Below are 24,391 nucleotides of genomic sequence, written 5' to 3' on the forward strand. Positions count from 1 at the left end.
ACGACCGACCACGGGGGTGGCACATGGAACCGGCGGTGCTCGGCGGGAAGTTGGCGTCCAGCCTGGTGGCCCCGCTGGTGAGGAAACTGTTCGTGTCGGGCGGCCCCGGCGCCGGACTGGTCGACCGACCGGTCCGGCTGACCCGCCTGGTGTCCTTCCGGGGCGAGCAGCGCTCGCTGGGCGAGAGGGAGGTACGGGGGCTCGCCGGGAAACTGGTGGCGGCGGCCTTGGACTCCCGGGGCGAGCCGCCCTTCCCCCACGACGAGGAGACGGCCGTCACCGACGCCCTGGCGGCGCGCCTCCTCGCCCTCGGCGACCTGGACATGGACGACGTCCAGGCGGTGCGGCTGGGGCACGGTGAGCTGGCCGCCCGGCTGCGTCGGCAGGCGGCCGGCTCCGGAGACGGGCTCTCCAGCGACGCCCGCTACTTTCTCGACTCGGCGACCGAGTGGGCCTGCCTGCACATCCTGGAGTTCTTCACCCGGCGCTCCACCTTCGTGGCGCGGACGCTGGTGGAGCAGACCCGCGGCCAGGCCGAGCTGATCGCGAAGGTCGACGAGCTGATCAGCCGCGTACCCGGGCCGGACGCCCGGGACACGGCGTTCGAGCGCCGGTACCTGTCGTACGTCGCCGAGCAGCACAACCGCATCACCATCTACGGCATCGACCTGCGCGACTCGCCCGACCGATGGCCGTTGGAGGTCGCCTACCTGAGCCTGGAGGCGACCGCGGAGGAGGAACGGACCGCGGCGCTCCCGGGTGAGTACGCCGACCCCGAGCGCACCGTCCGCCTCGCCGCCGAGGACGCCCTGCGCACCCGCGACCGGGTACTGCTGCGCGGCGACGCGGGCTCCGGCAAGACGACGCTGGTGCAGTGGCTGGCGGTGACCGCCGCGCGAGACGGGGACCGGGTCCCGTACGTCCTGCCGCTGCGCACACTGACCCGGGCGGGCGCGCTGCCCTCCCCCGCGGCCTTCCTCACCGCCGTGGGCTGCCCCCTCGCCCCTCCGGAGGGCTGGGCCGAACGGGTGCTGAACGCCGGCCGCGGCCTGGTCCTCGTCGACGGTCTGGACGAGATCCCCGGCGCCGACCGGAACCGCGCCCGCGACTGGCTCCTCGCCCTCATCCGCGCCTTCCCCGGCAACCGCTGGCTGCTCACCTCCCGCCCCACCGCCGTACGCTCCGACTGGCTCGCCGCCGAGGGCTTCCGGGAGCTTGCCCTCACCCCCATGCGCCAGGACGACGTGGCGACCTTCGTACGGCGCTGGCACGCGGCCGCCGAGGCACCCGAGTTCGAGGTCCGGCTGCTGGACTCCCTGCGCACCAAGCGCGACCTGGCCCGGCTCGCCACCAACCCCCTGATGTGCGGCCTGATCTGCGCCCTGCACCGGGAACGCCGGGGCTACCTCCCCACGGGCCGCAAGGAGTTGTACGACGCCGCCCTGACGATGCTGCTCGCCCGCCGGGACCGGGAGCGGGGCCTGGACGAGGTGGAGCTGGGCGAGGAGGCCCAACTGGAGCTGCTCCAGCGGCTGGCGTACGCGCTGGTGCTGAGCAGGCGCACGGAGATGGCGGTGGAGACGGCCGAGGGCATCGTGGAGCGCGCCCTGCCGTCGGTGACCTCGGCGGCGGGGCAGGGCGACGCGGCGACGGTGCTGCGGGCGCTGGTCCTGCGCAGCGGGCTCCTCCGGCGGCCCGACGAGGGGTCACTGGACTTCGTCCACCGCACCTTCCAGGACTACCTGGGCGCACGGTACGCGGTCGAGGAGGGGCACCTCGACGTCATCGCGGGGCACGCGGGCGACAGCCAGTGGGAGGACGTCGTCCGCATGGCGGTGGCCCACGCCCGGACCGGGGAACGGGCGATGCTCCTGCGGCGGCTGCTGGCGGAGGACACCCCCCGGCTGACCCTGCTGGCCCTGGCGTGCCTGGAACACGCCACCGCCCTGGACCCGGTGGTGCGGGCGGAGGTGGAGAGCCGGGCGGGCGAGCTGATCCCGCCGACGACGAAGGAGGACGCGAAGACGCTGGCCGAGGCGGGACCGCTAGTGCTGGAGTTGCTGCCGGGGCCGGAGGGGCTCTCGGACTCGGAAGCGCACGGGGTCGTCGTCGCGGCCTCGCTGCTGGCACCGCACGAGCCGGCCGGGGCCTTGGCCGTACTGGGCCGGTACCGGAAACATCCCTCGCTCGATGTGCGGCGGCAGTTGGTGGGAACGTGGGGAAGGTTCGACGCGCGGGAGTACGCGAGTGAGGTGCTGGACCACCTCGACCGGACGGACCTGTTCCTGACGTGTGAGACACCGGCCCAGCGCGAGGCGGTCGCCACGATGGCTCCCTGGGGCCAGCTCACGTTGCGCGGGGCGCACCGCATGGCCGACATCATCGGATCCACGCATCCGGAGTCGGTCACCTCATTGCAGCTGATCGCGAATCGGGAAGTGACCGAGCTGGGCGGGCTGACGGCCTTCACCGCCCTGCGCGTGCTCCTGGTCAATTGCCCGGCGGCCCGGAACCTGGAGCAGTTGGCGGCGTTGTCGCTCACGGGCCTCCTGGTCACCGAGGCAGCCGACCTCTCCGGGCTCGCCGCGCTGGACTCACTGGTTCAGCTGTCGGTGGCCGACCGACTCCCCGGCCGACAGCTGACCGACGCCCTTCCGGCCGAGGCGCCCCTGCAGTACCTCCACCTCGGCGACGACGCCACCATCGACACCGGTCTGCGGGGGCTGGCGCACTGGCAGACTCTTCGCGCCCTCTACCTGGCCCCGACGGCGCCTCTGACCACCGAGGACTGGGCGGAGGTCCAGCGGTTGCCCCGGCTCAGCATCCTGCTGCTGCACGGCTCCCTCTTCCCGAAGAACATCGGGCCCGTGCCGCCGCTGCCGGGGGTCCTCGACCTCAGTCTCCTCGCCTGTACGGGAGACGAGGACCTGTCGCTGCTCGCGACCCGGCTCCCGGACGTGCGCACCGTTCTCCTCGGCTCCGCCACCGGCCTCCCCCTGAACACCGGGCAGGTCGTCACGCTCTTTCCCGACGCGGAAGTGACCGCGGAGTGAGCACCTGGGCGCGGCAAAAAAAGGGGGCTTCTCCGGGACCGAGGTCCCGGAGAAGCCCCTTTTCAGGCTCACCCCCGGAGGGCTACGCCTCCTTGCTCAGGTTCGGGCCCGCGCCGCCACCGGCCGCCTGCTCGATCGGCGGGACGTCGGGGAGGGTCGACTTCTCCTCGCCCCGGAAGGTGAAGGTCGCCGTGTCGCCCTCGCCCTCGGTGTCCACGACCACGATGTGACCGGGACGCAGCTCGCCGAAGAGGATCTTCTCCGACAGCGAGTCCTCGACCTCGCGCTGGATCGTGCGGCGCAGCGGACGCGCGCCCAGCACCGGGTCGTAGCCCCGCTTGGACAGCAGCTCCTTGGCGGACTGGGAGAGCTCGATGCCCATGTCCCGGTCCTTGAGGCGCTCGTCCACCTTGTCGATCATCAGGTCGACGATCTTCAGGATGTCGTCCTGGCTGAGCTGCGGGAAGACGACCACGTCGTCGACACGGTTGAGGAACTCGGGCCGGAAGTGCTGCTTCAGCTCGTCCTGGACCTTGTTCTTCATGCGCTCGTAGTTGGACTTCGTGTCACCCGCGGCGGCGAAGCCCAGGTTGAAGCCCTTGGAGATGTCCCGGGTACCGAGGTTGGTCGTCATGATGATGACCGTGTTCTTGAAGTCCACGACCCGGCCCTGGGAGTCGGTCAGGCGACCGTCCTCCAGGATCTGGAGAAGGCTGTTGAAGATGTCCGGGTGGGCCTTCTCGACCTCGTCGAAGAGGACGACCGAGAACGGCTTGCGGCGGACCTTCTCCGTCAGCTGGCCGCCCTCCTCGTAGCCCACGTAGCCGGGGGGCGAACCGAAGAGGCGCGAGACCGTGTGCTTCTCGCTGAACTCCGACATGTCGAGGGAGATCAGCGCGTCCTCGTCGCCGAAGAGGAACTCGGCGAGGGCCTTGGACAGCTCGGTCTTACCGACACCGGACGGGCCGGCGAAGATGAACGAGCCACCGGGACGCTTCGGGTCCTTCAGGCCGGCACGGGTACGGCGGATCGCCTTGGAGAGCGCCTTGACGGCGTCCTTCTGGCCGATGACCCGCTTGTGGAGCTCGTCCTCCATGCGCAGCAGGCGGGACGACTCCTCCTCCGTGAGCTTGAAGACCGGGATGCCCGTCGCCGTGGCGAGGACCTCGGCGATCAGCTCGCCGTCGACCTCGGCGACGACGTCCATGTCGCCGGCCTTCCACTCCTTCTCCCGCTTGGCCTTCGCGGCGAGGAGCTGCTTCTCCTTGTCCCGCAGGGAGGCGGCCTTCTCGAAGTCCTGCGAGTCGATCGCGGACTCCTTGTCGCGGCGGACGCCGGCGATCTTCTCGTCGAACTCGCGGAGGTCCGGCGGCGCGGTCATCCGGCGGATGCGCATCCGGGAACCGGCCTCGTCGATCAGGTCGATCGCCTTGTCCGGCAGGAAGCGGTCCGAGATGTAGCGGTCGGCGAGCGTCGCCGCCTGGACGAGGGCCTCGTCCGTGATGGAGACGCGGTGGTGGGCCTCGTAGCGGTCGCGCAGGCCCTTGAGGATCTCGATCGTGTGCGGCAGCGACGGCTCCGCGACCTGGATCGGCTGGAAGCGGCGCTCGAGGGCCGCGTCCTTCTCCAGGTGCTTGCGGTACTCGTCCAGCGTGGTCGCACCGATGGTCTGCAGCTCACCGCGGGCCAGCATCGGCTTGAGGATCGACGCGGCGTCGATGGCGCCCTCGGCGGCACCCGCACCGACCAGCGTGTGCAGCTCGTCGATGAACAGGATGATGTCGCCGCGGGTACGGATCTCCTTGAGCACCTTCTTCAGGCGCTCCTCGAAGTCACCGCGGTAGCGGGAGCCGGCGACCAGGGCGCCGAGGTCCAGGGTGTAGAGGTGCTTGTCCTTGAGGGTCTCGGGCACCTCCCCCTTGACGATGGCCTGCGCGAGGCCCTCGACGACGGCGGTCTTGCCGACACCGGGCTCACCGATCAGCACCGGGTTGTTCTTGGTACGGCGGGACAGCACCTGCATGACCCGCTCGATCTCCTTCTCGCGCCCGATGACCGGGTCGAGCTTGGACTCACGAGCGGCCTGGGTGAGGTTCCGGCCGAACTGGTCGAGGACCAGGGACGTGGAGGGGGTGCCCTCCGCAGGACCGCCGGCGGTGGCGGTCTCCTTGCCCTGGTAACCGGAGAGCAGCTGGATGACCTGCTGCCGCACCCGGTTCAGATCTGCGCCCAGCTTGACCAGGACCTGGGCGGCGACGCCCTCGCCCTCGCGGATCAGGCCGAGCAGGATGTGCTCCGTGCCGATGTAGTTGTGGCCCAGCTGGAGGGCCTCGCGGAGCGACAGCTCCAGAACCTTCTTGGCACGGGGGGTGAAGGGGATGTGGCCGGACGGGGCCTGCTGGCCCTGGCCGATGATCTCCTCCACCTGCTGGCGGACCGCCTCGAGCGAAATCCCGAGGCTCTCAAGGGCCTTGGCGGCGACACCCTCACCCTCGTGGATCAGGCCCAGGAGGATGTGCTCGGTGCCGATGTAGTTGTGGTTGAGCATCCGGGCTTCTTCCTGAGCCAGGACGACAACCCGCCGCGCGCGGTCGGTGAACCTCTCGAACATCGTTAATCGCTCCTCAGAGCGGTCAGGCAGTAAGGGGAACTTCCCCTCCCTGTCCTTCCGCAGCTTAGTCCCGCAAGCGGGGACCGCTCATTCCAACTGCCGACACCGTCGATGGCCTCCTGACCCCTGACGCCGACATCTGCCACAACCCGATGGTGCGAGACGATGTTCCCGCAGGCCAGGCACTTACCCCACTCGCCAGTACGCCGATGGCGAACGCGAGACGGCCCGATCTGCATGTCGCCCCCTCCCACTAGGGATGTCTTACCCGCGGGGGCTGACACTCCATGCCGCGCGCACCGGTTCCCTCCGCTACGGGCGAACAGCCTTGCGCCTCCCCGCACCCCCGCACGCCCCCTCTTGACGCCCTTCTTCAGCACTCTGCGCATTCATGACACCACCCAGCGTAACCCGAGTGCTCTTTCGACTGTTGCACTTGGCATGGTTGGCGCCCCGCACTCGGTCCCCGTCGCTCCCGCCCCCGCGGTGCCGTCGCCCCGCCGGCCCACCGGGAACGGCGGCTCGGCGTGGGAGCGGGCGCGGTGGTGGTACGAGAGCGTGCTCGGGTGGCCGACGGCGCCCGGGGAGCCGGTGCGGCTGCGCACGGGCGTCCGCTTCGACGTCCTGGACGTGCCGGCCGCCGCGGGGTACGCGACGCTGGAGCGGCTCGGATGGTCCGGACGGGGCGTGCAGGCCAGTACGGGAACGCGGGCGCCGGGGTTTCCGGTGGCCGTCCGGGGCGAGCGGATGCTGCTGCTCGTGGCGGCGGGCGGCGCGGAGGAGCTGCCCGGGCTGCTGGAGTGGCTGGAGTGGGGCTCGCTGGCGCTGGACCTGACGGCGGTCGGAGCGGGCGGCCTCGTGGAGGCGCCCCTCGCTCCCGTCGTCCCGGTCCCTGCGGAGCCCGGCCCGGCCGGGCCGCCGCCGCGTCCCCCGGACCGCGACGGCGTGCGGGGCGCCGCCGTCTGGCTGCGGCCCCCGGAGCCGTGGTGCGAGGCGGAGTCCTCGCTGCCGGCGCTGTCGGCCCTCGGCTGCGCCGGAACCGTCCTGGATCTCGCCCGGCTGGTCCGGACACTGGCCACGCAGTGCCACCGGGTCCGGCTCACCGCGAGCGGCCCACCGCGGGCGCGGGCGGTGGCGCGGGCCGGGTGATCAGCCGTTCGCCTGCTCGTACGCCTCGCGGACCTTCGCGGGGACACGGCCGCGGTCGTTGACGTCCCAGCCGTTCTCCTTGGCCCAGGCGCGGATCGCCGCGGTGTCCTGGCTGCCCCCGGAAGCGGCGCGTGCCTTGCCGCGGCCGCCCGAGGCGCGGCCTCCGGTACGACGGCCACCCTTCAGGTACGGATCGAGAAGACCGCGGAGCTTGTCCGCGTTGGCGGTGGTGAGGTCGATCTCGTAGGTCTTGCCGTCCAGTGCGAACGTCACGGTCTCGTCTGCCTCGCCGCCGTCGAGGTCGTCGACAAGAAGGACCTGAACCTTCTGTGCCACCGGATTTCCTTTCATCGATAACTTGAGGGCCGGGGGTCCGTCGGCGTCCGCCGTATCGCCGTCCCTTGTTATATGCAGTACTGCAGTACGCCGGAAAGCAAACCGCTTTTGCCGGAAAAACACAAACCCCCGGCGGAGACCGGTAGCCCGGCTCCGGGCCGGAAACATGCGCGTTTCGGACATAGGGAACCCATGAAGGGCACGTCGGTGGAATAAACCTCGAACGACTGCGAAGGACTCGCGAAGGGTTGCCAAGCGTCACGGATGCCTACCGTCGGGCGGCGATCACAGATGCAGAAGCATCCGGCTGTTGCCCAAGGTGTTCGGTTTCACTCGTTCGAGCCCCAGGAACTCCGCAACGCCCTCGTCATAGGAACGCAGCAGCTCCGCGTACACATCGGCGTCGACGGGTGTCTCCCCGATCTCCACGAACCCGTGCTTGACGAAGAAGTCCACTTCGAAGGTCAGACAGAAAACGCGGCGAACACCGAGCCGGCGTGCCGTGTCCAGCAACTTCTCCAGCAGCTGGTGGCCGACACCGTAGCCCTTCAGGCCGGGCTTCACCGCGAGAGTGCGTACTTCCGCGAGGTCTTCCCACATCACGTGCAGGGCGCCGCAGCCGACCACCTCGGCGTTGTCGTCCCGTTCCGCGACCCAGAACTCCTGGATGCTCTCGTAAAGCGTCACCATCGCTTTGTCGAGCAGGATGCGGTCACCGACGTACGTGTCGAGGAGCCGGCGTACGTCCGGGACATCCCTGGTGCGGGCCCGCCGGACGCTGATGGCATTTGACATGTGGGGACGCTATCGCTCGCCGCCGTCCGCTACCGCGCCGGGTCCCGGCGCGGGGGTTTCAGGTCCCTGCACGATGCGGATGGCGTCTCCGAGCGCCTGGCGCTGTTCCTCGCTCATCATGCCGAAGAAGGCGACGAGGGCCGCGGCGGGGTTGTCGCTCTGGGACCAGGCGTCGTTCATGAGGGCGGCGGCGTAGGCGGCGCGAGTGGAGACCGCCTCATATCGATAGGCCCGGCCTTCGGACTCGCGGCGCACCCAGCCCTTCTGATGGAGATTGTCCAAAACGGTCATCACGGTGGTGTACGCGATGGACCGTTCCTGTCGCAGGTCTTCCAGGACTTCCCGAACGGTCACGGGGCGGTTCCACTTCCACACCCTCGTCATGACCGTGTCTTCGAGTTCTCCCAATGGGCGAGGCACGCTTCGAACGATAGTGGGAGATCGGGGCGATCGCGTCCGGGACGTGCGCCTTCGCCGGAATACGGGCACAAAAGGGGCGTACGGCTCCTCGGGCGAGGGAGCCGTACGCGGGGTCCGCCGGCCGGTCAGGCCTCGGGATGGGGGGACTGCTGCCGGGCGCCCTCCGCACGGGCGAGGGCGGCGTCGACGACCGCGTCCTCCTTGGCCTTGTTGGCGCCGCCCTGGGTCTTCACGATCACCCGGATCAAGCCGATGAAGAAGACGGCCATGACGGCCGGGGGCAGGAGCGCGGAGACGTAGTCCATGGGACCAGGGTAGCCAGGCGCCGTCAGCCGGCGGCGAGGTGGTGCCGGGTGTCCGGGGCTGGCGGGGCCGGCGGGGCGGGTTTGCGGGGCGGGAAGACCTCGCCGGGGGTGGGGACGGGGCGCTTGGGGGCGGCGGGAGCGGGGGTGGGTCGGGGGGCCGGTTTCGCGGCGGGCTTCTGCGGGGGCTCCTTGCCGGACTGCCTGCCGCCGGGGACGGCGTGGAGGCGGGTGCGGGCGGCGGGGAGGGTGACGGTGGTGGACGTGGCGGGGGTGGTGGACGTGGCGGACGTGGTGGGGGTGGTGGACGTGGTGGACGTCTCGGGGTCGCAGCGGGCCAGGAGGGCCGCCGCGGCGGGGTTGCCGCGCAGGGCGCCCAGGGCGGCCAGGTCGTCCGCGCCGGGGCGGTGGCCGGCGGCCACCGCCTCGTCCAGGAGCGCGAGGTAGCCGGTGGTGGTGCCGGGGAGGGCAGCGCGGTAGCGGGCCAGGTCGGCCATCAGGAAAGCGCGCAGCCTGGCGCCCTCCCACATCGCCTCGTCGAGCGAGTCGGCGAGGTGGAGGCAGTCCTGGGCCTCCTGGGCCGAGACCGGGCTGGGGTTCAGGGCGAGGGCGAGGGCTCGCCGGAGCACGCGAAGCTCCTGAGCACCGAACGCCATGCCGCCGCGGGGTCCGTAGGGCGTGGGCATGTGGTGACGATACGCGCTAATCAGACAAACCCCGCATAGGGTGCGCGGGTGTGGCGTATGCACCCACCCGGATGCGGGTGCCTGCGGCGGCCTGTGGGGGGGGTCGGTGGGGGTGCGCGTTGCGCCGTTTGTCCGGTGGGTGGGTCGGGGCCGCGCCGGGGGGTGTCCGTCCTCGGAACGGCGCGGAATCGGTTCCTTCAAGAGGCTCGGGGCGTTGACGCGCCAACCGCTGCGGGCGGACACCCCCCGACACGACCCCTTCTCGCCGTACGCGGCTGCCGCCCGCCCACTCACCGGCACCCCGTCCCGCCGTACGCGGCTGCCGCCCGCCCGCTCACCGGCACCCCGTCCCGCCGTACGCGGTTCTCCCGCCGCGTCGCCGCCCGCCCAGCTGCGGGCAGTCGTGGGTGGGCGCAGCGGCACACCCCGCTGCGCTCCCTCGCACCCGCACCCCGGGTCGCTACATGCGTGACACGTTGCGCTCGTACACCAGCCGCAGACCCATCAGCGTCAGCCACGGCTCGTGCTCGTCGATGACCGAGGACTCGCCCAGCACCATCGGCGCCAGCCCGCCCGTCGCGATGACCGTCACGTCGTCCGGGTCGTCGGCCAGCTCCCGCGCCATGCGGTTGACTACGCCGTCGACCTGGCCGGCGAAGCCATACACGATCCCGGACTGCATCGCCTCGACCGTGTTCTTGCCGATCACACTGCGAGGACGCGCCACCTCGATCTTGCGGAGCTGCGCGCCCTTGACGCCCAGCGCCTCGACCGAGATCTCGATGCCGGGCGCGATGACGCCGCCGATGTACTCCCCGCGCGCGCTGACCGCGTCGAACGTCGTCGCCGTGCCGAAGTCCACGACGATCGCCGGACCGCCGTACAGCTCGACCGCGGCGACCGCGTTGATGATGCGGTCGGCGCCGACCTCCTTGGGGTGGTCGGTGAGGATCGGGACGCCGGTCTTGACGCCCGGTTCGACGAGGACCGCGGGGACGTCGCCGTAGTAGCGGCGGGTGACCTCGCGGAGTTCGTGGAGGACGGAGGGGACCGTCGCGCAGATGGCGATGCCGTCGATGCCGTCGCCCAGTTCGTCGCCGAGGAGGGGGTGCATGCCCATGAGGCCCTGGAGGAGGACCGCCAGTTCGTCGGCCGTGCGGCGCGAGTCCGTGGAGATGCGCCAGTGCTCGACGATGTCCTCGCCGTCGAAGAGGCCGAGGACGGTGTGCGTGTTGCCTACGTCGATCGTCAGCAGCATGGCGTCTACTCCGCCGCTCGCAGGTCCAGGCCGATGTCCAGGATCGGAGAGCTGTGGGTGAGGGCGCCCACGGCCAGGTAGTCGACCCCCGTGTCGGCGTACGCCTTGGCGTTGGTGAGGGTGAGGCGGCCCGAGGCCTCCAGGGCGGCCCGGCCGGCGACCAGGGCCACCGCCTCCTCGCACTCGGCGGGGGTGAAGTTGTCCAGGAGGATCAGGTCGGCGCCCGCGTCCACCACCTCGCGCAGCTGGTGCAGGGTGTCGACCTCGACCTCGATGGGCACCTCGGGGAAGCTCTCGCGCACGGCGTTGAAGGCCTCGGCTACGCCGCCCGCGGCGACCACGTGGTTGTCCTTGACCAGGGCCGCGTCCGAGAGCGACATGCGGTGGTTGACGCCGCCGCCGCAGCGGACCGCGAACTTCTCCAGGCCGCGCAGGCCCGGCGTCGTCTTGCGGGTGTCGCGGACCTTGGCCTTCGTGCCGTCCAGGGCGTCCGCCCACGCGCGCGTGGCCGACGCGATGCCCGACATGCGGCACAGGAGGTTCAGCGCGCTGCGCTCGGCGGTCAGGATGTCGCGGGTGCGGGTGGTGACGGAGAGGAGCTTCTGGCCCTCCTCCACGCGGTCGCCGTCCTCGACGTGGCGCTCCACCTCGAACTCGTCCGTGCAGACCACCGACAGCACCGCCTCGGCGACCCTGAGGCCCGCCACGACGCCCGCCTCGCGGGCGGTGAAGTCGGCCGTGGCCACGGCGTCCTCGGGGATGGTCGCCACCGTCGTCACGTCCACGCCGCCCGCCAGGTCCTCCTGGATGGCGACGTTCGCGATGTCCTCGACCTCGACGGGGTCGAGTCCGGAGTCCAGCAGGAGTGCGGCGAGAGCGGGGTCGAGGCCGCACTCCATGAAGGCGCCTTCTTCGGTTTCCGCGCCGCAGGCACAGCCGTCGCCGCAGCCTCCGCCGGAGGCGAGGGGGAGTTCGGTGGGGTCGGAGGGGTTCACTGCTGTCACTGCTCCTGGGGACGGTGCGTCGGCTGGGCGCCGTGGACGGTCGGGGGGAATTCTGGCGTGTCCGTGGTGTGCACGGCGAGCGAGCGGTCCGGGTTCAGCCGTACGACGACGTGGCGGCGCCACGTCGTGTCGTCGCGGTCCGCGTGGTCCTCGCGCCAGTGGCAGCCGCGGGTCTCCTCGCGCCGTGCCGCCGCGGCGACCAGGACGCGGGCCACGCACAGGAGGTTGGTGGCCTCCCAGGTGTCGACACCCGGCTCGGACGTCTTGCCGTGCTCGTGCAGGGACTCGCGGGCCTCGGTGTGGAGGCCGTGCAGCCGGTCGGCCGCGCGGGTGAGGGAGTCCGCCGAGCGCAGGACCCCGGCGCCCTCCGTCATGATCCGCTGGATGGTGAGGCGCGCCTCGGGAGGGAGGAGCGGGTGTTGCGGGTGGTCCGGGTGCGGGAGGGGGTCCGGTACGCGCGCGTGGAGGGTGCCGGCCGTGTGGGCGGCCGCTATGTCGGCTGCGATGCGTTCGGCGTAGACCAGGCCCTCGAGGAGGGAGTTGGAGGCCAGGCGGTTGGCGCCGTGCACGCCCGTGCAGGCGACCTCGCCGCAGGCGTACAGGCCGGGGACCGTCGTGCGGCCGTGGGCGTCGGTGCGGACGCCGCCCGAGGCGTAGTGGGCGGCCGGGGCGACGGGGACCGGCTCGGTGACCGGGTCGATGCCGTGGGTGCGGCAGGCGGCGAGGATCGTGGGGAAGCGGTGCTCCCACATCTCCCTGCCGAAGTGGCGGGCGTCCAGGTACATGTGGTCGGCGCCGCGCTCCTGCATGCGGCGGGTGATGCCCTTCGCGACGATGTCCCGCGGGGCGAGTTCCGCCAGTTCGTGCTGCCCCTGCATGAAGCGCACGCCGTCCGCGTCCACCAGGTGGGCGCCCTCGCCGCGTACCGCCTCGGAGACCAGGGGCTGCTGGCCCTCGGCGTCCGGGCCCAGGAAGAGGACGGTGGGGTGGAACTGGACGAACTCCAGGTCGCTCACCTCGGCGCCGGCGCGCAGGGCGAGGGCCACTCCGTCGCCCGTGGAGACGGAGGGGTTCGTCGTCGCCGAGAAGACCTGGCCCATGCCGCCGGTGGCCAGCACGACCGAGGGGGCGTGGACCGCCCCGACGCCGTCGTGCTGGCCCTCGCCCATCACGTGCAGGGTGACGCCCGCGGTACGGCCCTCGGCGTCCGTGAGGAGGTCCAGGACGAGCGCGTTCTCCACCGTGCGCAGCCCTCGCGCGCGTACCGCCTCGACCAGGGCGCGGGAGATCTCGGCGCCCGTGGCGTCGCCGCCCGCGTGGGCGATGCGGCGGCGGTGGTGGCCGCCCTCGCGGGTGAGGGCCAGGCCGCCCTCGGTGGACTCGTCGAAGTGCGCGCCGGTCGCGATGAGCCGGCGTACGGCGTCGGGGCCCTCGGTGACCAGGATGCGGACCGCTTCCTCGTCGCACAGGCCGGCGCCGGCGACCAGGGTGTCGTCCAGGTGCTGCTCGGGGGTGTCGCCCTCGCCGAGGGCCGCGGCGACGCCGCCCTGGGCCCAGCGGGTGGAGCCGTCGTCCAGGCGGGCCTTGGTCACGACGACGGTCCGCAGGCCGGCGGCCTCGCAGCGCAGGGCCGTGGTGAGGCCCGCGACGCCGGAGCCGACGACCACCACGTCCGCGGCGATCGCCCAGCCGGGCGCGGGGGCGTGCAGTCGTATGCCTGTGCTGGTCACGAGGCGGCTCCGAGGGGTCCGAAGGTGAGGTGGACGTTGTCGATCAGGCGGGTCGCGCCGACCCGGGCGGCGACGGCGAGGACGGCCTCGCCGGTGTGGTCGTCGCCGATCTCGGTGAAGTCGGACGGGTCGACCAGGGCGAGGTAGTCCAGCTCCAGGGGCGGGGTGGCCCTGGCCGCGTCGTCCAGCACCAGGCGGGCGGCGTCCCGGACGGCCGTGGCGCTGCCGGGGGCGGAGGTGGCGACGGCGTGGGCGTCGGCCGCCGCGCGGGACTCGCCCAGCGCGCTGAGCGCCTCGGCGCGTGCCTGGGTGGCGGGCACCTCGCGGGCCCGCGCGCACAGCGCCTCCTGGGCGGCGTGCCGGTCCAGCCCTGCGAAGAGGGCCTGCGAGAGCGCGAGGGCGGTGCGGCGTTCCGGCGTCGAGAGGAAGCGGTTGCGGCTGGACAGAGCGAGGCCGTCCTCCTCGCGCACGGTGGGGACGCCGACGATCTCCATGCCGAAGTTCAGGTCGCGGACCATGCGGCGGATCAGCGCGAGCTGCTGGGCGTCCTTCTGGCCGTAGAGGGCGAGGTCGGGGCGGGTGAGGTGGAGCAGCTTGGCGACGACGGTGAGCATGCCGTCGAAGTGGCCGGGGCGGGAGGCGCCCTCCAGGCGTTCGCCCATGGGGCCCGCGGTGATGCGCACCTGGGGTTCGCCGCCCGGGTAGACCTCGTCGACGGCGGGGGCGAAGACGGCGTCGGCGCCCGCCCGCCCGGCGATCTCCAGGTCGGCGTCCAGGGTGCGCGGGTAGCGGTCGAGGTCCTCGCCCGCGCCGAACTGGAGCGGGTTCACGAAGACCGTGACGACGACCTCGCCGTCCGGTCCGGCGAGGTCGCGCGCCGTACGGATCAGGGTGGCGTGGCCCTCGTGCAGGGCGCCCATGGTCATCACGACGGCCCGGCGGCCGCGGCGCACACGCGCGTGCAGCTCGTCGGCGGTGCGCAGGAGGGCGGGAGGGGTGTGGGTCGTCATCGGGCGCCTCCGTCGTCGGTGCCGGTGGGGCCAGTGGGACCTTCGGGACCGGTGTTCCCGCCGGGGCTGGGGGTGCCCTCCCGGTCGTGGGTGCCCTCGGGGCCCGCGCTTCCGTCGGAGGTGCCTTCCGGGCCGGGAGGTCCGTCCGCGCCCGGGCCTCCCGGGGTACCTGCGGGGCCGGTGGGGCCATCGGGGCCGGTGTTCGCGCCGGGGCTGGGGGCGCCTTTGGGACCGTCGGCGCTGTCGGGGCCGGTGGGGCCATCGGGGATCGGGGTGTTGTCCTCCGCGTCCAGGGTGCCCTCGGGGTCCACGTCTGCGTCGGAGGCGCGTTCGGCGGCCGGGGTGCCCTTGGGGCCGCCAGCGCTGTCGGGGCCGGTGGGCCCGTCGGGGATCGGGGTGTTGTCCTCCGCGTCCAGGGTGCCCTCCGGGTCCGTGTCTGCGTCGGAGGTGCCTTCCGGGCCGGGGGGTCCGTTCGTGTCCGGGCCTCCCGGGGTGCCTGCGGGGCCCGTGGTCCCGTCGGCGAGGACACCGAGCAGGTCCTCGGCGAGTTCGGCCTTCAGCAGGCCGTGGTCCAGGGCGCGGTCGGCGGTCGCGCGGGCCATCGCCAGGTAGCCTGCGACGGTCTGCGGGGCGTGTTCGCGCAGCTCCACGATGTGCGCGGCGACCGTGCCCGCGTCACCGCGCGCGACGGGGCCGGTGAGGGCCGCGTCGCCGGAGCGCAGGGCGTTGTCGAGGGAGGCGCCGAGCAGCGGGCCGAGCATCCGGTCGGGGGCCGCCACGCCGGCCGTGCGCAGCAGCTCCATGGACTGGGCGACCAGGGTGATCAGGTGGTTGGAGCCCAGCGCCAGCGCCGCGTGGTACAGCGGGCGCCTGTCCTCGGCGATCCACTCCGGCTCGCCGCCCATCTCGATGACCAGGGCCTCGGCGGCCATCCGCAGCTCCTCGGGCGCGGTGACGCCGAAGGAACAGCCCGCCAGGCGCTGCACGTCCACCGGGGTGCCGGTGAAGGTCATCGCCGGGTGCAGGGCCAGCGGCAGGGCGCCGGCGCGCAGCGCCGGATCCAGGACCCTCGCGCCGTACCGGCCGGAGGTGTGCACCAGCAGGTGGCCCGGACGCACCGCCCCGGTCTCGGCGAGCCCGGTCACCAGGCCGGGCAGGGCGTCGTCGGGGACGGTCAGCAGGACGAGCTCGGCGTGCTGGAGGACCTCCGCGGGCGTCATGAGCGGCACGTCGGGGAGGAGGGCGGCGGCGCGCCTTCTGGAGGCGTCGGAGACCCCGGAGACGGCCACCGGGCGGTGCCCGGCGAGCTGGAGGGACGCGGCCAGCGCGGGACCCACCCGTCCGGCGCCGACGACGCCTACGGTGAGCCGCGCGGGGCGGTCCTTGGGGTCTGGCTGTGGGGTTCTGTTCACGCGACGGCGGCCTTCCCGTTCCAGTCCGCTCGGGGTACCGGACGATTTCTCGTCATGTTAACGCGATCGGTCCTGGCGACGTCCGGTTGTCCACAGGCTGTGGGTTTCCGTGCGGTGCCGGAGCACACACCTCGCGCGCGTGTCGGAACGTGTGCGGAAAGCGGGTGCCCGGCCCGCGGTCCGCGCGACATGATCCCTGCATGAGCGACACGGCAGAGCAGGAAGAGCGGGCGGCACTGGCCGGACCGGAAGAACCGGCGGCACGGGCCGAGCCGCAGGAGCGGCGGAACAGGCGCAGCCGGGAGCGACGCGTGGCCGCCCTCCGCGGCGCGCGGCGCGTACTCGCCCGCCCGGGCTTCGTCACGACCCTGCGCGAGCGCATCGCCCTGCTCGACGGGGCCGAGGAGCTGTACGACCTCGACGAGCCCTCCGACATGTACGGCAACGGCGTCGTGGCGGCCCTGGAGGAGAGGACCGCCGCCCTGCTCGGCACGGAGGCCGCCGCCTTCTTCCCGACCGGGACCATGGCCCAGCAGGTGGCCCTGCGCTGCTGGGCGGGCCGCACCGGCAACCCGGTCGTCGCCCTGCACGGGCTCGCGCATCCCGAAGTGCACGAGCGCGACGCCCTGAGCCGGGTCAGCGGTTTGCACCCGGTACGGCTGACCGACGCGCCCCGGCCGCCGACCGCCGACGAGGTGCGCGGCTTCGAGGAGCCGTTCGGGGCGCTCATGCTGGAACTCCCGCTCCGGGAGGCCGGATACCTGCTGCCCACCTGGGAGGAGCTCACCGAGGTCGTCGCGGCCGCCCGCGAGCGCGACGCGGTGGTCCACTTCGACGGGGCCCGCCTGTGGGAGTGCACCGTCCACTTCGGCCGCCCCCTGACCGAGATCGCGGGCCTGGCGGACAGCGTGTACGTCTCGTTCTACAAGTCCCTCAAGGGCTACGGCGGCGCCGCCCTGGCCGGTCCCCGGACGCTGGTCGAGGAGGCGAAGGCCTGGCGGCACCGGTACGGCGGCCAGGTGTTCCAGCAGTTCCCCACGGCGCTGTCCGCCCTGGCCGGCCTGGAGCGCGAGCTGCCCCGGCTGCCCTCGTACGTGGCCCACGCGCGCGTGGTGGCGGCCGAGCTGCGCGAGGGTCTCGCGGCGGCCGGGCTGCCGTGGGCGCGGGTGCACCCCGAGGTGCCGCACACGCACGAGTTCCAGGTCTGGCTGCCCTGCGACCCCGATGCCGCGGGCGAGGCGGCGCTCCGGCAGGCCGAGGAGACCGGGACGATGCTGTTCTCCCAGCCCTGGGACGCGGGCGGCCCCGGGATCGCCCTCACCGAGGTCGGGGTGGGCGAGTCGGGACTGGAGTGGACGGCCGACGAGGTGCGGGCGGCGGTCGCCGACTTCGCCGCCCGGCTGACGGCCTGACGCGGACCGCGCGGCCGGTCAGCCGGTCAGCCGGTCAGCCGGTCAGCCGGTCAGCCGGTCAGCCCAGGGTGCGCGGCCACCGGGACCACCGGCGCAGGGCCCGCCGTACCCGCCCGCGCGCCGGGCGGCCGGCGAGCACGGCCCGGAACCTGCGGCGGTCCTGCCACTCGCGCACGACCCGCAGGTCGTGGGTGCCGGGCGCGGGCGGCGCGGGCTCGCCGAGCCGCCCGGCCCGGTAGGTGTCCAGGAGATACTGCTGCGTGATGCTCATGACGGATCGCCTTCGTCGTGGAGACGCGAACGTGAGGACGGACGGGGCTCCGCGGCAGCCCCGACGGTCCCAGCCTGCTCCCGTCGGCGGCCGCGGCCGCGCCGATTGACGGCGGCGGTCAATCGGCGGCGGCGTTGTCGGTGGCGGCGTGCACCATGGGGTCATGAGCGTGCGCATCGACATCACGGGGCTGCGGCCGGAGCGGGTCGCCGTCGTGCCCTCTCCGCTGGCCGAGCTGGGTATGGCGCTGCACGCGCTGTCCGAGCCCGGCCACCACCCGGGGCTGCAGGCCTGGGTGACGGGCGTGACCGCCCGGCTCGACTCGCACCTGGCGGACCGGATGTGCGAGGCCGACTTCCTGTGGCGGACGACGTTCTCGGACCTGTTCATGCCGTTCGCCGGGGTGCCGGGCCGCAGCGCCCTGCCCGGCGCCACCCTCGCCGAGGACCTGGACCTGCTCGACAAGCTGTCCGACGAGCAGTTCGTCGACGCGGCCCTGGAGTTCACCTGCGCGCTGCCGTACAGCACCGGCGGGGTCTCCGCGCTCGACGACCCGGAGGTGCGCCGGCGCGCGCTGGACCTGGCCGCAGCAAGGGGGCCGCAGCAGCTGCGCTTCAGCGAGCGGCTGCTGGCCGATCCGCCGCGGATCCGGGACTGGCTGCGGCAGTTCGCCCGGGACTGCGACGAGGCGTTCTTCGCCGAGGCCTGGTCCCGGCTGCGCCACCAGCTCGCGGCCGACGCCCGCCGCAAGACGGACCTGCTGCGCCACAAGGGCCTGGCCGAGGCGCTGGCCGCCGTGTCCCCGGCGGTGACCCTGGACGAGGGCGCCGCCCGGATCACCGTCGACAAGCTGGGCGACGGGCGTTCCGCGACGGCGGACGGCGGCCTGCTGCTGGTCCCGACCAGCCTGGGCTGGCCGCACCTGATGGTCCTGCACCGGCACGACTGGCAGCCGGTCCTGCACTACCCGGTCGGCTCCCCCGAGCTGGCCGCACCGCCCTCGGTCGAGCAGCTCACGATGCGGATGACGGCGCTGTCCCACCCCGTCCGGATGCGGATCTGCCGGTACCTGGCCCGCAGCGCGTACACCACGGGCGAGCTGGCCCAGGTGCACGGCATGACGGCGCCCGAGATATCCCGGCACCTGGGCGTGCTGAAGAAGGCCGGACTGGTCACCACCCGCCGCCGCGGCCGGTACGTCCTGCACCAGCTGGACGTCACGGTGGTGGCCCGGCTGGGCAGCGACTTCCTGGAGGGGATCCTGCGCTAGCCCGCCCCTGCCTCCGACCCCGCCGTCGCGGGGAGCCCGGGCCGGCCGGTCAGTCGACCCGGATGTGCCGGATCCCGACGCCCGCCTGCCTCATCCGGGTGCGCAGGGCCCCCTCGTTGTTGGGCTTCAGGGTGAGTCCCGCGAGGACGGCGATCCGGTCGGCGGTCTTCGGGACGGTCGTGTGGTCGGTCCACAGGTGCTCGGCGAACTCCGGCTCGGCCAGCCGCTCCAGGCAGTGGTCGAGCTGCCGCACGGCCCAGCTCTCCCGGCGCGGCCCGCTCCGCTTCCCCGTCACGTACCGCAGGGCCCGCCCGAGGCCGCGCTCGCGCAGCCGCCGCAGGACGGTCTCGCGTTCGGCGAGGAGGCTGAAGTGGTGGACGTCGTGGCCCAGTTCGCGCAGTCGCCCGACGGTCTCGGCGAAGTACCCGGGGTCGGTGACCGTCATGGGCGCGATCACCACGCCGTCGTGCTTGGTCAGCGCCAGGTCCAGCACCTCCACGACGCCCTGCCGCCAGGAGACCAGGTCCTGGAAGTCGTCGATCAGCGGCCTCCGGCCGCGGGCGTCCCGCAGCTCGGGCGGCAGCATGCGGCGCAGCCCGAAGCCCGCGTGCTCGGGGTCGCAGACGACGCTGCCGGGGAGTCTGCGCCGTATCTCGTGCGCGGTCTGTGTTTTTCCGCCGCCGAAGGGGCCGTTGATCCACAGGAGCATGCGCAGACCCTACCGACGCGGAGCCCTCCGCACAGGCCCGTCAGCCCTGTCCGCCGCCGGCCCGCACCAGCCCGGTCTCGTAGGCGAGGACCACCACCTGCACGCGGTCGCGCAGGCCCAGCTTGGTCAGGATGCGGCCCACATGGGTCTTCACGGTCGCCTCGGACAGCACGAGCCGCGCCGCGATCTCGCCGTTGGACATGCCCTGTGCCACCAGCACCATCACCTCGCGCTCCCGCTCGGTGAGCCGCTGGAGCTCCTTCTGCCGGGGTTCCTGTCCGGTGGCCGGCAGCATCGGCGCGAACCGGTCCAGGAGCCGCCGGGTGGTGGAGGGGGCGACCACCGCGTCGCCGCTGTGCACGGAGCGGATCGCGGCGAGCAGCTCGCCGGGCGGCACGTCCTTGAGCATGAAGCCGGAGGCGCCCGCCTTCAGCGCCGAGAACGCGTACTCGTCGAGGTCGAAGGTGGTCAGGATCAGCACCTTCGGCGCGTTCGGGTCCACGCAGATGCGGCTGGTGGTCTCCACGCCGTCGAGCTTGGGCATGCGGACGTCCATCAGGACGACGTCCACGGCGGTCGAGCGCAGTACCTGGAGCGCCTCGACGCCGTCGCCCGCCTCCGCGACCACCTCCATGTCCGGCTGGGCCGCCAGCACCATCCGGAACCCGGTGCGCAGCAGCACCTGGTCGTCGACGAGCATCACGCGGATCGCCATCGGGGCCTCTTCTTCCTTACAGGTGTCAATGCGGTACGTGCGTGGGGGCCCGGTGGTCAGGGCGCGGGTTTCAGCGGCAGCAGCGCGCTGATGCGGAATCCTCCGCCCGGACGCGGGCCCGCGTCCAGGGTTCCGCCGACCATGCCGATCCGCTCGCGCATGCCGATCAGCCCGTGGCCCTGGCCGTCGAAGCCGCCCTCCTCGTACAGCTCGTGCGGGGCGCCCTTGCCGTCGTCCTCGATGAGCAGCCCGAGACCGTCGTCGAAGTAGACCAGGCGTACGCTCGCGCCCGCGTTCTCGCCGCCGTGCTTGCGCGTGTTGGTCAGCGCCTCCTGCACGATGCGGTACGCGGTCAGCTCCACGCCGCTGGGCAGCTGCCGGGGGGTGCCCTCGACCTTGAAGTCGACGGGCAGCCCGGAGGTGCGGCACTGCTCGACGAGGTCCTCGATCTGCTCGACGTCGGGCTGCGGCACGTACTCTCCGGCCTCCTTGTGCTCGCCTGTGCGCAGCACGCCGAGCAGGCGGCGCATCTCGGCGAGTGCCTGGCGGCCGGTGGAGGAGATGGTCTCCAGCGCCTTCTTCGCCTGGTCGGGCGCCGCGTCCAGGACGTAGGCGGCCCCGTCGGCCTGCACCACCATGACGGAGACGTTGTGCGCGACGACGTCGTGCAGCTCCCGCGCGATCCGGGCGCGCTCGGCGGCGACCGCGACCTTGGCCTGTGCCTCGCGTTCCTTCTCCAGCCGGGTCGCGCGTTCCTCCAGCTGTGCGAAGTAGGCGCGCCGGGTGCGGATGGAGTCGCCGAGCACCCAGGCGAGGGCGAAGGGGACCGCCTGGAAGACCGTCACCGCGATGGTGGTGCCCATGCCCAGCTCGCTGTCGGACCAGCGCAGCTGGGCGAGGGGGGCCGCGCACAGACCGGTGGCCAGCGCGGTCCGGGAGGCCCAGCGGGCGCCGGTCGCCGCCACGGTGTAGATGATCACCAGGAAGGCGAAGTCGGCGGGCATCGTGGAGACGTCCAGCGCCAGCTGTCCCACGCCGAGGGCGACGGCGAGCAGCAGCATCCGCTCCGGCGTCCGCTGGCGCAGCGCGATCACGACACTGAGCAGCACCACGAAGGGGATGATCAGCGCCAGGTTGTCCGTCCCGTCCGCACGCGTCCCCGGGGTCGCCGCGGAGACCAGGGAGATTCCGAGCACGACGACGGCCCAGAACGAGTCGACACCGGTCGGGTGTCGGCGGAGGAAGTCGTAGAGGCGCTGCACGTAACCCAGCGTAGGGAAGTGGAATAGGTGCAGGGGTCAACCGGAGGGCCGATCCGCATCGCCCGCGCATACTCCGCAAGGTGGAGGGACCGCTCTTCTGTGCCCCTAGCCTGGGCCTGTGACACCAGGAACGGCAGGGCTCAGAGGGGCTCCCGAGACGCATGGGGAATGGCGGGGCTGGCGGGAGGCCACGCACGAGGCCCTCTACGGACCGCAGGGGTTCTACCGCGCGGCACCCGAGGGCCCCGCCGGGCACTTTCGCACGTCCGTACACGCGTCACCCCTGTTCGCGGGGGCCGTGGCGCGGCTGCTGTGCCGGGTCGACGAGGCGCTGGGGCGCCCTGCCTCGCTGGACTTCGTGGACATGGCGGCCGGACGGGGCGAGCTGGTCACCGGGGTGCTGGCGGCCCTGCCCGCCGGCGTGGCCGCCCGCACGCGCGCGTACGCCGTCGAGGTCGCCGCCCGCCCCGAAGGCCTCGACCGGCGGGTCCAGTGGCTCACTCGGCCGCCGGACGGCGTCACCGGGCTGCTGTTCGCCAACGAGTGGCTGGACAACGTACCGGTGGACGTGGCGGAGGTGGACGCCGCGGGCGTGGCGCGCCGGGTGCTCGTACGGGGCGACGGGGCCGAGCGGCTCGGGGAGCCGCTGACCGGGGCGGAGGCCGAGTGGCTGGCCCGGTGGTGGCCGCTGCCCGCCGAGGAGGGCCGGCGGGCGGAGATCGGGCTCCCCCGCGACGTGGCCTGGGCGTCGGCCGTGGCGGCCCTGGACGCCGGGCTGGCGGTGGCCGCCGACTACGCCCACACCGCGGCTGCCCGGCCGCCGTTCGGGACGCTCACGGGCTTCCGGGAGGGGCGGGAGACGGAGCCGGTGCCGGACGGGTCGTGCGACATCACCGCACACGTGGCGCTGGACGCGTGCGCGGCCGTCCACACCACGAGGTGCACTCCGGAGCACGCGCCCCCGAATGCCCTCATGCGCCCCCAGCGCGAGATCCTGTACACGCTCGGTGTCACCGGCGCACGCCCCCCGCTCGCGCTGGCCTCCACCGACCCGGCGGCATATGTGCGCGCCCTCGCGAGCGCCTCCCAGGCCGCCGAGCTGACCGCTCGGGGCGGCCTGGGCGACTTCGTCTGGCTGCTCCAGCCGGTGGGGGCGGTCGACGCCGGCGGGCTACTTGTCGATGTCGCCGACGACGAAGAACAGTGACCCCAGGATCGCGACCATGTCCGCGACCAGCGTCCCGGGCAGCAGCTCGGCGAGCGCCTGGATGTTGTTGTACGACGCCGAGCGCAGCTTCAGCCGGTAGGGGGTCTTCTCGCCCTTGCTGACCAGGTAGTACCCGTTGATGCCGAGCGGGTTCTCGGTCCAGGCGTACGTGTGGCCCTCGGGCGCCTTCAGCACCTTCGGGAGCCGCTGGTTCACCGGCCCCGGCGCCAGCCCGGCCAGCCGGTCCAGGCAGGCGTCGGCGAGGTCGAGGGCGTTGTGCGTCTGCTCCAGGAGGCACTCGAAGCGGGCCAGGCAGTCGCCCTCGGTGCGGGTGACGACCTTGAGCGTGTCCTGGAGTTCGCCGTAGGCGAGGTACGGCTCGTCGCGGCGCAGGTCGAAGTCGACGCCGGAGGCGCGCGCGATCGGTCCGCTGACGCCGTAGGCGTGCACGGCCTGCGGGGTCAGCGCGCCGACCCCCCGCGTACGCCCCCGGAAGATCTCGTTGCCGAGCACCAGGTCGTCGAAGACGTCCATGCGCGGGCGGACGGCGGCGACAGCGGCACGCGCGCGCGTGGTCCAGCCCGCCGGGAGGTCCTCCTTGAGCCCGCCGACGCGGTTGAACATGTAGTGCATGCGCCCGCCGGAGACCTCCTCCATCACGTTCTGGAGGACCTCCCGCTCCCGGAAGGCGTAGAAGACCGGGGTGATGCCGCCCAGCTCCAGCGGGTACGACCCGAGGAACATCAGGTGGTTGAGCACCCGGTTCAGCTCGGCGAGCAGCGTCCGCGTCCACACCGCGCGGGTGGGGACCTCCATGCCGAGCATCCGCTCGACGGCGAGGACGACACCCAGCTCGTTGGAGAACGCCGACAGCCAGTCGTGGCGGTTGGCCAGCATGATGATCTGACGGTAGTCACGGGCCTCGAACAGCTTCTCCGCGCCGCGGTGCATGTAGCCGATCACCGGCTCCGCGCTGGTGATGCGCTCGCCGTCCAGCACCAGCTTGAGCCGCAGCACGCCGTGGGTGGACGGGTGCTGGGGCCCGATGTTGAGCACCATGTCGGTGCTCTCCGCGGCACCGCCGATTCCGACCGTGGTCTCCGTCGTAGGAGTCATGAACACAGTCTCCCCTACGTACGCTGGCCCCATGGAGACGGGGAGCCCGGACGACGCGGGCACGGCGGGGACTGCGGAAGCGGCCGGGCGGGGGACTCCGGCGGGCCCGTCGGCCGCGCCGAGGGACGAGCCGGGGTGGACCGGCCTGCCACCGGGGCTGCTGCACCTGCGACGCCTCATGCTGGTGGTGTGGCTGGGACTGCTGGCAGTCGCCGGAGGCGTGCTGCCCGCCCTGTTCCTGGACCCTTTCTGGACCGCCCTGGCCCTCCTGCCGTTGGCCCTGCTGGCCTGGGGCTGGGTGATGCTGGAGCGCAACTGGCGCTCCTGGAGGTACGCCGAGCGTGCCGACGACCTGTTGATCAGCCGGGGTGTGCTGTGGCGGGAGGAGACCGTCGTCCCGTACGGGCGCATGCAGCTGGTCGAGGTGACCTCCGGGCCGGTCGAGCGCCACTTCGGCCTGGCCAGCGTGCAGCTGCACACGGCCGCCGCCGCGACCGACGCGACCATCCCCGGCCTCGACCCGGCCGAGGCGGAACGCCTGCGCGACCGCCTCACCGAGCTGGGCGAGGCCCGATCGGCGGGCCTGTGACCGGGCCCGGGGCAGGGAGGGGCGCGGCCGAGGGCGGTGCCGCGGGGCACGCGGGAGACGCAGGCGGTCCGGCG

Annotated in this window: 21 protein-coding genes and 1 pseudogene; 6 read left to right on the forward strand and 16 right to left on the reverse strand. The window is 72.9% G+C overall.

What is annotated here, in order from left to right; genetic code table 11:
- The first annotated feature begins 23 nt into the window (after window positions 1-23).
- Window positions 24-3,053 (forward strand): NACHT domain-containing protein, encoded by a 3,030-nt coding sequence (locus C4J65_RS14090; protein ID WP_115742735.1) that lies wholly within the window; start codon window positions 24-26, stop codon window positions 3,051-3,053.
- 82 nt (window positions 3,054-3,135) lie between these two features.
- On the opposite strand, the gene C4J65_RS14095 is transcribed toward C4J65_RS14090, so the two are convergent.
- Complete coding sequence (locus C4J65_RS14095) at window positions 3,136-5,664, reverse strand: ATP-dependent Clp protease ATP-binding subunit (RefSeq protein WP_115742736.1); 2,529 nt, start codon at window positions 5,662-5,664, stop codon at window positions 3,136-3,138.
- Window positions 5,665-6,105: 441 nt separating this feature from the next.
- Between C4J65_RS14095 and C4J65_RS14105 the strand changes: the two genes are divergently transcribed.
- On the forward strand, window positions 6,106-6,813 hold the full coding sequence (locus tag C4J65_RS14105; protein WP_115742737.1) for an SCO3374 family protein: 708 nt from the start codon (window positions 6,106-6,108) through the stop codon (window positions 6,811-6,813).
- Here C4J65_RS14105 and C4J65_RS14110 read toward each other — a convergent pair whose 3' ends face one another.
- The 10 genes and pseudogenes from C4J65_RS14110 to C4J65_RS36630 all read right to left on the reverse strand — a co-directional run.
- Window positions 6,814-7,149, reverse strand: coding sequence for an Lsr2 family protein (locus C4J65_RS14110; RefSeq protein WP_003975458.1), 336 nt, complete (start codon window positions 7,147-7,149; stop codon window positions 6,814-6,816).
- 285 nt (window positions 7,150-7,434) lie between these two features.
- On the reverse strand, window positions 7,435-7,944 hold the full coding sequence (locus tag C4J65_RS14115; RefSeq protein ID WP_115742738.1) for an amino-acid N-acetyltransferase: 510 nt from the start codon (window positions 7,942-7,944) through the stop codon (window positions 7,435-7,437).
- Window positions 7,945-7,953: 9 nt separating this feature from the next.
- Window positions 7,954-8,352 carry a BlaI/MecI/CopY family transcriptional regulator gene (locus C4J65_RS14120; RefSeq protein WP_115742739.1) on the reverse strand — a complete coding sequence of 133 codons (399 nt, stop codon included), beginning with the start codon at window positions 8,350-8,352 and terminating at the stop codon, window positions 7,954-7,956.
- A gap of 137 nt (window positions 8,353-8,489) precedes the next feature.
- Complete coding sequence (locus C4J65_RS14125) at window positions 8,490-8,669, reverse strand: membrane protein (RefSeq protein ID WP_011028944.1); 180 nt, start codon at window positions 8,667-8,669, stop codon at window positions 8,490-8,492.
- 23 nt (window positions 8,670-8,692) lie between these two features.
- Window positions 8,693-9,352, reverse strand: coding sequence for a hypothetical protein (locus C4J65_RS14130; protein ID WP_115742740.1), 660 nt, complete (start codon window positions 9,350-9,352; stop codon window positions 8,693-8,695).
- A gap of 460 nt (window positions 9,353-9,812) precedes the next feature.
- Window positions 9,813-10,610 (reverse strand): type III pantothenate kinase, encoded by a 798-nt coding sequence (locus C4J65_RS14140; protein ID WP_003975453.1) that lies wholly within the window; start codon window positions 10,608-10,610, stop codon window positions 9,813-9,815.
- A 5-nt stretch (window positions 10,611-10,615) separates the two neighbouring features.
- Window positions 10,616-11,605 carry a carboxylating nicotinate-nucleotide diphosphorylase gene (nadC, locus tag C4J65_RS14145; RefSeq protein ID WP_115742741.1) on the reverse strand — a complete coding sequence of 330 codons (990 nt, stop codon included), beginning with the start codon at window positions 11,603-11,605 and terminating at the stop codon, window positions 10,616-10,618.
- Window positions 11,606-11,610: 5 nt separating this feature from the next.
- On the reverse strand, window positions 11,611-13,344 hold the full coding sequence (locus C4J65_RS14150) for an L-aspartate oxidase (RefSeq protein ID WP_115742742.1): 1,734 nt from the start codon (window positions 13,342-13,344) through the stop codon (window positions 11,611-11,613).
- Window positions 13,341-14,354 carry a pantoate--beta-alanine ligase gene (gene panC / locus C4J65_RS14155; protein WP_115742743.1) on the reverse strand — a complete coding sequence of 338 codons (1,014 nt, stop codon included), beginning with the start codon at window positions 14,352-14,354 and terminating at the stop codon, window positions 13,341-13,343. The genes C4J65_RS14150 and panC overlap by 4 nt, the downstream gene beginning before the upstream one ends.
- A gap of 503 nt (window positions 14,355-14,857) precedes the next feature.
- Window positions 14,858-15,766 (reverse strand): annotated as a pseudogene (locus C4J65_RS36630) (DUF2520 domain-containing protein); the annotation flags it as partial.
- A 200-nt stretch (window positions 15,767-15,966) separates the two neighbouring features.
- Between C4J65_RS36630 and C4J65_RS14165 the strand changes: the two are divergent.
- On the forward strand, window positions 15,967-17,178 hold the full coding sequence (locus C4J65_RS14165) for a beta-eliminating lyase-related protein (protein ID WP_115742745.1): 1,212 nt from the start codon (window positions 15,967-15,969) through the stop codon (window positions 17,176-17,178).
- Between the two features lie 58 nt (window positions 17,179-17,236).
- Here the strand turns inward: C4J65_RS14165 and C4J65_RS14170 are convergent, their stop codons facing one another.
- The gene (locus C4J65_RS14170) at window positions 17,237-17,449 is read right to left on the reverse strand and encodes a hypothetical protein (RefSeq protein ID WP_115742746.1); all 213 of its coding nucleotides are present in this window, start codon (window positions 17,447-17,449) and stop codon (window positions 17,237-17,239) included.
- A 163-nt stretch (window positions 17,450-17,612) separates the two neighbouring features.
- Between C4J65_RS14170 and C4J65_RS14175 the strand changes: the two genes are divergently transcribed.
- On the forward strand, window positions 17,613-18,719 hold the full coding sequence (locus C4J65_RS14175; protein WP_115742747.1) for a DUF5937 family protein: 1,107 nt from the start codon (window positions 17,613-17,615) through the stop codon (window positions 18,717-18,719).
- A gap of 49 nt (window positions 18,720-18,768) precedes the next feature.
- Here C4J65_RS14175 and C4J65_RS14180 read toward each other — a convergent pair whose 3' ends face one another.
- The 3 genes from C4J65_RS14180 to C4J65_RS14190 are packed head-to-tail and all read right to left on the reverse strand — an operon-like array spanning window position 18,769 to window position 21,405.
- On the reverse strand, window positions 18,769-19,428 hold the full coding sequence (locus tag C4J65_RS14180) for an AAA family ATPase (RefSeq protein WP_115742748.1): 660 nt from the start codon (window positions 19,426-19,428) through the stop codon (window positions 18,769-18,771).
- A 40-nt stretch (window positions 19,429-19,468) separates the two neighbouring features.
- Complete coding sequence (locus C4J65_RS14185) at window positions 19,469-20,143, reverse strand: response regulator transcription factor (protein ID WP_003975444.1); 675 nt, start codon at window positions 20,141-20,143, stop codon at window positions 19,469-19,471.
- Window positions 20,144-20,199: 56 nt separating this feature from the next.
- The gene (locus C4J65_RS14190; RefSeq protein ID WP_115742749.1) at window positions 20,200-21,405 is read right to left on the reverse strand and encodes a sensor histidine kinase; all 1,206 of its coding nucleotides are present in this window, start codon (window positions 21,403-21,405) and stop codon (window positions 20,200-20,202) included.
- A 118-nt stretch (window positions 21,406-21,523) separates the two neighbouring features.
- Here C4J65_RS14190 and C4J65_RS14195 point away from each other — a divergent pair, with 118 nt between their 5' ends.
- On the forward strand, window positions 21,524-22,612 hold the full coding sequence (locus tag C4J65_RS14195; RefSeq protein WP_115742750.1) for an SAM-dependent methyltransferase: 1,089 nt from the start codon (window positions 21,524-21,526) through the stop codon (window positions 22,610-22,612).
- Here the strand turns inward: C4J65_RS14195 and C4J65_RS14200 are convergent.
- Window positions 22,577-23,728, reverse strand: a complete 1,152-nt coding sequence (locus tag C4J65_RS14200) for an NADH-quinone oxidoreductase subunit D (protein WP_115742751.1) — start codon at window positions 23,726-23,728, stop codon at window positions 22,577-22,579. The two genes, C4J65_RS14195 and C4J65_RS14200, sit on opposite strands and share 36 nt — an antisense overlap.
- A 31-nt stretch (window positions 23,729-23,759) precedes the next feature.
- Here C4J65_RS14200 and C4J65_RS14205 point away from each other — a divergent pair, with 31 nt between their 5' ends.
- Complete coding sequence (locus C4J65_RS14205) at window positions 23,760-24,317, forward strand: PH domain-containing protein (protein ID WP_162833183.1); 558 nt, start codon at window positions 23,760-23,762, stop codon at window positions 24,315-24,317.
- The last annotated feature ends 74 nt before the right edge of the window (window positions 24,318-24,391 follow it).

Source organism: Streptomyces sp. CB09001 (genome assembly GCF_003369795.1).
GTDB lineage: Bacteria > Actinomycetota > Actinomycetes > Streptomycetales > Streptomycetaceae > Streptomyces.